9 protein-coding genes and 1 pseudogene are annotated in these 6,670 nt (G+C 63.1%); 2 read left to right on the forward strand and 8 right to left on the reverse strand.

Going from position 1 to position 6,670, the window contains the following annotated elements; translation table 11 throughout:
- Positions 1-52: 52 nt before the first annotated feature.
- Positions 53-310, forward strand: a pseudogene (locus AUC71_RS01875) (lipoyl protein ligase domain-containing protein); the annotation flags it as partial.
- Here the strand turns inward: AUC71_RS01875 and AUC71_RS01880 are convergent.
- From AUC71_RS01880 to AUC71_RS01915, 8 genes are all read right to left on the reverse strand, one after another.
- Positions 281-547, reverse strand: a complete 267-nt coding sequence (locus AUC71_RS01880; protein ID WP_244500752.1) for an acylphosphatase — start codon at positions 545-547, stop codon at positions 281-283. The pseudogene AUC71_RS01875 and the gene AUC71_RS01880 sit on opposite strands and share 30 nt — an antisense overlap.
- Positions 548-563: 16 nt before the next feature.
- Positions 564-2,579: an acetyl-CoA carboxylase biotin carboxylase subunit gene (locus tag AUC71_RS01885; protein WP_069622903.1), complete on the reverse strand. Its 2,016-nt coding sequence runs from the start codon at positions 2,577-2,579 to the stop codon at positions 564-566.
- 214 nt (positions 2,580-2,793) lie between these two features.
- Positions 2,794-3,633 (reverse strand): L,D-transpeptidase family protein, encoded by an 840-nt coding sequence (locus AUC71_RS01890; RefSeq protein ID WP_069622904.1) that lies wholly within the window; start codon positions 3,631-3,633, stop codon positions 2,794-2,796.
- Positions 3,567-4,268: a L,D-transpeptidase scaffold domain-containing protein gene (locus tag AUC71_RS01895; protein ID WP_069622905.1), complete on the reverse strand. Its 702-nt coding sequence runs from the start codon at positions 4,266-4,268 to the stop codon at positions 3,567-3,569. Before AUC71_RS01895 ends, AUC71_RS01890 begins: the two co-directional genes overlap by 67 nt.
- 79 nt (positions 4,269-4,347) lie before the next feature.
- A complete protein-coding gene (locus tag AUC71_RS01900) occupies positions 4,348-4,578 on the reverse strand; it encodes a hypothetical protein (RefSeq protein WP_069622906.1) in 231 nt (76 codons plus the stop codon).
- A gap of 6 nt (positions 4,579-4,584) precedes the next feature.
- Positions 4,585-5,355, reverse strand: coding sequence for a J domain-containing protein (locus tag AUC71_RS01905; RefSeq protein ID WP_069622907.1), 771 nt, complete (start codon positions 5,353-5,355; stop codon positions 4,585-4,587).
- 183 nt (positions 5,356-5,538) lie between these two features.
- Positions 5,539-5,943 carry a lanmodulin LanM gene (gene lanM / locus AUC71_RS01910; RefSeq protein ID WP_069622908.1) on the reverse strand — a complete coding sequence of 135 codons (405 nt, stop codon included), beginning with the start codon at positions 5,941-5,943 and terminating at the stop codon, positions 5,539-5,541.
- 298 nt (positions 5,944-6,241) lie between these two features.
- The gene (locus AUC71_RS01915; protein WP_141701378.1) at positions 6,242-6,475 is read right to left on the reverse strand and encodes a hypothetical protein; all 234 of its coding nucleotides are present in this window, start codon (positions 6,473-6,475) and stop codon (positions 6,242-6,244) included.
- Here AUC71_RS01915 and AUC71_RS20115 point away from each other — a divergent pair.
- Positions 6,459-6,670: hypothetical protein (locus AUC71_RS20115; protein WP_204376608.1), on the forward strand; the 212-nt coding region annotated here is incomplete at its 3' end. The genes AUC71_RS01915 and AUC71_RS20115 overlap by 17 nt on opposite strands.

Here is a 6,670-nt window from a genome sequence, read left to right on the forward strand (position 1 = left end):
CGCGCCTGGGCGTCGAGGGTGAACGAAGTTCCGAGGCGTCGGGATCTTCGTGGGCGGCGCGAAGATCGCCTCGATCGGCGTACGCGTGCGCCGCTGGGTGACGCTCCATGGAGTAAGCCTGAACGTCGCCCCCGATCTCGAGCACTTCTCCGGCATCGTGCCCTGCGGCCTGTACGAGACGCCGATCACCAGCCTTGCGGCGCTCGGCGCCGAGACGGATATGGCGCGCGTGGACGCGGCTCTCCGGGCAAGCTTCGCTGAGACCTTCGCTGGGCCCGTGCTAGTGCGTCGGCAGCACGCTGAAGCCTGAGGGTGGCGCGCCACTCTCGTCGGTGACGGTCACGCTGGTCACGTTCGCGTCGGGCGGACCCTCGGCGCAGCGCCGCAGCATCTCGTCGACTTGGGCCTCTGGACCGGAGAACACCGCTTCGACGCCGCCGTCGCGGCGATTGCGGACCCAGCCATCGAGATTGAGACGGCGCGCGGTCTGCTCGGTCCAGGCACGGTAATAGACGCCCTGCACCCGCCCTTCGATCCTCACCGTCACGGTCTTCAAACTGCGCCTATTCGAATTCAAGAATCACGGCGTCCACGTTCAGGCTGTCGCCGGGCTTGACGAGGATCTTGGACACCGTGCCGTCGCGCTCGGCCTTCAGCACATTCTCCATCTTCATCGCTTCCACGACGCAAAGCGTCTCGCCGGCGGCCACTTCCTGGCCCTCTTCCACGGCGAGCGACATCACCAGCCCCGGCATCGGACAGAGCAACAGCTTTGACGTGTCCGGCTTCTCCTTGATCGGCATCAGCGCCAGAAGCTCCACTTCGCGATCGGTGAAAACGCGCACCGGAGCCTCCACGCCCTGGTAGGTCAGGTGGACGCCGTTGACGATCGAGCGCACCTGCACCGCGACCTCCTCGCCACCGATAGTCCCGCGCCACACCGGCTCGCCGAACCACCAGGACGAGGTCAGACGATCCGCCGGGGCTCGCCGGTCCCTTCCCCGCCCGAGAGTGACCGTCATTGGATAATCGCGGCCGGCGACACGCACGCGAACATGGTCCGCGCCGAGCTCGACGACGCGAATATCGGAGAAGCGCACCGGCTCGCCGTGCATTTGCTGGGTGATCATGCGGCGGCGGTTGTTGGAGAGGTAGTCGATGCTGGCTGCGACGGCCGCCAAAACATCGCGCACCCGGCCGCGCGGAACCGGCGGATGGAAGCCATCCGGGAACTCTTCCTCGATGAACTTGGTGGAGATGTCACCCTTGCGCCAGCGCTCATTGCGCATCAGCACGGCGAGGAACGGGATGTTATGCCGGAAACCGTCGATGGCGAAGGCATCGAGCGCCCGGCCCATTTGCTCAATCGCCTCGGCGCGCTTCGGCGCGTGGGTAATCAGCTTGGCGATCATGGGGTCGTAATAGACCGAGATCTCGCCGCCCTCCTCCACGCCGGTATCGAGCCGCGTGGTAACGCCGTCCTCGATCCCAAGCTCCGGCGGCTGGAAACGTACAAGCCGGCCAGTGGAGGGCATGAAGTTCCGCACCGGATCTTCGGCGTAGATGCGTGACTCGATGGCCGAGCCGGTCAGCTTCACGTCCTTCTGCTTGATGGAAAGCTTCTCGCCGTCTGCGACCCTCAGCATCTGCTCCACCAAGTCGAGACCGGTCACCAGCTCCGTCACCGGATGTTCCACCTGGAGGCGGGTTGTCATCTCCAAGAAGTAGAAGTTGCGGTCCTTGTCGACGATGAACTCGACCGTACCGGCGGTGTCGTAGTCGACGGCCTTGGCGAGCGCCACGGCCTCCGCGCCCATCGCTTCGCGAGTCTTGGCGTCGAGAAACGGACTCGGCGCTTCCTCGATGACTTTTTGATTGCGGCGCTGGATCGAGCACTCGCGCTCCGCGAGATGAATGACATTGCCGTGCTTGTCGCCGAGCACCTGGATTTCGATGTGCCGCGGCTCTTCGATGAATTTCTCGATGAACACCCGGTCGTCGCCGAAGCTCGATTTCGCTTCCGACTGCGACGAGGCGAAGCCTTCCGCCACGTCCTTCTTGCTATAGGCGATGCGCATGCCCTTGCCGCCACCACCGGCGGAACGCTTGATCATCACCGGATAGCCGATGTCGTCGGCAATCTTCACCGCCGCCGCCGCGTCCTCGATCACGCCGAGATGCCCGGGCACGGTGGAGACCTTCGCCTTGGCCGCGAGCTTCTTGGATTCGATCTTGTCGCCCATGGCCTCGATGGCGCGTGGGTTCGGCCCCACGAAGACGATGCCCGCCTTCTCGAGCGCCTTGGCGAACGCGGCATTCTCCGACAAGAAGCCGTAGCCGGGATGGATCGCCTCGGCGCCGGTTTCCTTGGCGGCGGCGATGATCTTGTCCATGTCGAGATAGGACTGCGCTGCGGCCGCGGGCCCGATCAGCACCGCCTCGTCGGCCATATCGACATGAAGCGCGTCGCGGTCCGCCTCCGAATAGACGGCCACCGTTTTGATGCCGAGCCGCTTGGCGGTTCGGATGATCCGGCAGGCGATTTCTCCGCGATTGGCGATCAGAAGTTTTTTGAACATCGGTCCCCAGCCTGTTTTTGCTCAGGCTTTCTAGAGGCAAGCCGGGAACGAGTAAACTGGTGAGGCCGCTATTCGGCAGCCCTCGGCGGCGTTTAAAGGGCTCCCGGCGACACGGGTGGGACTTTCCGGACCTTTTGGCTCATCGAGGGCGCGCTGGCTTCTTCTACCAGGGCCGCAAGCCAGACCGGCATGGTTGATCGCCGTGCGAAGCGACCTAATCGTTGAAGCCGAGCGAGTTGGCAAACCCGCCGCCGCCGCTGCCCCGGGACGAAGAGCTGGACGAGGCGACGGTGCTGCTCCGAGGTTTCGGTTCCGGCGGAGGCAACGGAAAGCCGTCCGTCTCGCCGAACAGCGCCGCCGCGTGCTTGCGGTCGAGGCCGTAGAGATCGTTAAACGTGGAGACCTTGCCCTTGTCCACGGTGACCGTGAAATAGGTCGTGTGGACCGGCGGCTTGGTCTCCAGAGTCACCGCGCTGTTGACACCCTTGTCCCAGAGAGTCTTGACCTTTGTCTTCGGCAGTTCTTGGTCCTCGGCCAGCATCAGTTCGGCGAACGGGAGCGGCTTGGCCATGCGGACGCAGCCATAACCGATCGCGCGCATCTTCTCGTCAAACACCTTGCGCCGGTAAGGAAGCGTATCGTGCATGTAGACGATGTGCTTGTTGGGGTAGAGGAACTTGGCCTTGCCAAGAACGTTCTTCGGTCCCGATTTTTGGCTGAAGGTGAAATTGTGAATGTTCACCCGTTGCCAATCGACCCTGGCGGGATCGATCCGCTTCCCCCGATAGCTGACATTGAGCTTGTTGGCCGTGAGTATGTTGTAGTGTTTGCGCTTGAGCGCGGGCCAAAGCTTGTCCTGTAGCACCGACGGCGGCGCGACCCAGTCCGGGTTGAACACCACGGTCTCCAAATCGGCGGAGAACACCGGTGTCGCATAACCGATCGTGCCGACCAGGGTCTTGTCCTCGAAAATGGTCTCGCCGTCCTTCACCACGTAGAGCATGAATTCCGGTGTGTTGAGCCACACATAGAGCTCGCCAAGCTCCTCCGGCATCCACCGCCAGCGTCCATGTTGATGACGAGACGTCTGATGTCGGTCTCGTTCGGCTTCTCCGCCTCGCGCGCTTCGCGCAGCGCCGTGCGGAGCCGCGCGAACTGCTCATGGTTCGGGTGCAGCGACTGGAGGTAGACGTCCGGCGCGCTGGTCGCGCCCACCTCTGCCATGACCGTGCCCGGTGCGTGTAGCGTTGGCGCTTGATCGAACAGATCGCTGATCTCCGACGGCTCATGCCGCGCCCCCCGCGCGAAACGCGCATATTTCAGCACCGCCAGGTCGAGCTTGATTTCGGCAAGGGCTTGCGCCGTCTCATCGGCGGGGAGAGTGCCCGCGTCCGGCAAGGCGAAGTCGTTCGGATCGAGCCCCCAAGCGTCCGCCTTCTGAATCTCGAACAGGACCGCCTGGCCCTTGGCCGAGAACCCCATCTCCGTGATCCACAGCGGCGGCGCGCTCCAAGCGCCATAGAACGCCTTCAGCGCGGCGACGTCCTCGTCCTCCGCACCCTTGGTGATTGCGGCATCGTCGAGCTTCTCGCGGATGACCGCCACCACAGGATGCGGCGCTGCGGGCTCGGCGGGCTCGGCATCGTCGGTGTCTCCCAAAGACGCAGCCGCCTCCGCGGCTTCAGCCACGCCATCGGCAACGGAGTTATCGGCGTCTTCGACCGCGTTGTCGTCCGCCTCCGCGTCCGCCGCGGCGGACTCCTCGGCCTCAGCTGGATCCGAGCGCCGCAGGCGTTGCGTCAGGCTCGACCGAGGCCTTCTCGGCCGCCGGCGCCTCGTCGGACTTGCCGTCGGGCTTGGTATCGGTTGCGGGGGCGGCTCTCTCCCACGGCAGCAGGCCGTTCGCCGATGCAGTCTCGGCGCGCGCCGCGACAGGGCCCGTCAAGCTCAACGCTTGGACAAGCACATAGCAGACCGCGATGAGGACACTTGCGCGCAAATCCCCCTACCCCCTAGAGGCTGGTGGGAAATCTACGCGAGACGGCCCCTTTGGGCCACCCCTTGAAGGCCTAGCCGAAGGCCGTCGGACCCGCCCCTTGCGGCATCGCATCGGCTGGGCGGGGCTAGTGTTGAGGATCGCCGCCAATTCGTCGAGCGCCACCAGAATGTCGTTGAGGGCGCCGGTCACCTCTTCGGTCTGCGCCGCGGCCATGTCGTCGGCGAAGGAATAGTCCTTCAGTATCTCCAGAGCCCGCTCCAGGAAGCGGATCGATTCTTCGTGCTTCTTGATGTGGTTCTGGATGGCAAGCTCGTGCCAGTCGAGCACCCGCGCCACGAGGTTGGTGTCGCCTTCGGCCTTCGTCTTGGCTCGAGCGCGGAGCTTGCCGAGCCGCTCGGCGGCCCGCAGCTGATGGGTCACGCTCGCCTGCCGCGCCCCGATATCCTCGCGGATGGCCTGCTCGATCAGCGCGCCTACGTCCATCGAGGCGAGATCGTGCTCCGCATGGATCACCAGCCCCAACTTCTCGGCGATGATCTCGATGGCCCCGCCGTCGAAATTATTTGGCTTGGGCACCTCGAATTCGCCGGTCTCGTCGTAGCGGGTCCGGCGGTCTCCATCCGACAGCACCGAATAGGCCAAGACGAGTTCGTTGAAGGCCTCCACCGAGCCGCCGGCGTCCGGGTGCGCCGTCTTGGCCTTCTTGCGATAGGCTTTATGGATGTCCTTGCGGGGCGCCGTCCGTTTCACGCCCAAAACCCCGTAGAGGTCAGTCACATCCCTCTTCCCCACGCGAAATCCCGATTGGCCACGCTCCTCGATCGCTCAAGGTGCGGCATTTGACTTAACCTCTCATGACGATGGTTTGTGTCTTGCTAATGGCAAGGCGCGAAGCCCGCTCCGGACGCAAAAAGGGCGCGAAACCGGGAAAGCCGGCGCCGCGCCCTCAATGCATCGAGATTACTTGTAGATCAGCGTCATCAGCTCCTGACCGGCCGGAGACTCGAGCTCCTTCAGATCGATGGTGCCGTCGTCGTCGGGATTGGCCGCCTTGAACTTGGCTTTGACGAGGGCTCTGTACTCTTTCCAGTCCAGGCTGTCGTCGTCGTCCGGATCGGCCGCGTCGAGGCCCTCGGCATCGAGCATGCCCTGGAGTTCGTCGGCCTCCAGGGTCTTGTCGTCATCCGTGTTGATGGTCTTGAACACCTTCTTCGCGCCCGCGATGGCTTCCTTCATGTCGATGGTGCCGTCGTTATCCGGATCAAGCGCCTTGAGTGCCGCAGCAGTATCCGCAGCAAAAGTCGGCGAAGCGGTCAAGAAAAGAGCAGTCGCGGCGATTGAGAATGTTTGAGCGAGCTTGCGCATATGGGGATCTCCTTGCCTCCTCAAGCGTGGACAATACAGCCGGAACTTAGAGCAAAGGAGAAGGTTCCAAGCAGCAATGTCGACGGGAACATAGGTAGTCATGCTCAGAGTCGGCCGCAAGAGATCGCACGCTTAAAAGCGAATAAGCCGCGAAGCAAATCTTTGCACCACAAGTGAAAATTGCCGCTCTTGCTTGCGTTTTGCGCCCCATGCAACGAGGCCGGACCACCCCGAAATGCAAAATGGCCGGGACAAGGCCCCGGCCATCAGCAAGCGATACGCAATCTCCTTACGAAGATTACTCGACTTTTTGAAGCTTGTGGCCCCAGCGCTGAGTCGCACGCTGATAGCTCACCTCGCCCGTGTTCACGAGTGTAACGACACAATTGTTCGACAAGCTCGGGCCGGCCTTATCCATGCACTTGCGCAGGCCTGGATCGTCGAGGGCGTAAACCCCGCAAAAGCGCTTGTAGTCGTTCTTGCACGCCCCCTTGACCGCAGACGAATACTGCGCGGTGGAAGGCACGGTCATCGCCAGCAGCGTGGCGACGAAAACAAAAGAAGGGAGAAGTCTCCCGGACATGGTCATGACTCCAATTTTCTGGTCGGCACCGACACAGCCTGACACCTACGGCCTTTTCGTCGTTGGATCAAGGCGTCCGCGCGCGGGCCGTATTGGGAGTTTTTGCATTTCGATTTGGGAGGCACTGGCCCTGGGCCATCTCCT

The sequence above is a fragment of the Methyloceanibacter marginalis genome, assembly GCF_001723295.1.
Classification (GTDB): Bacteria; Pseudomonadota; Alphaproteobacteria; order Rhizobiales; family Methyloligellaceae; genus Methyloceanibacter; species Methyloceanibacter marginalis.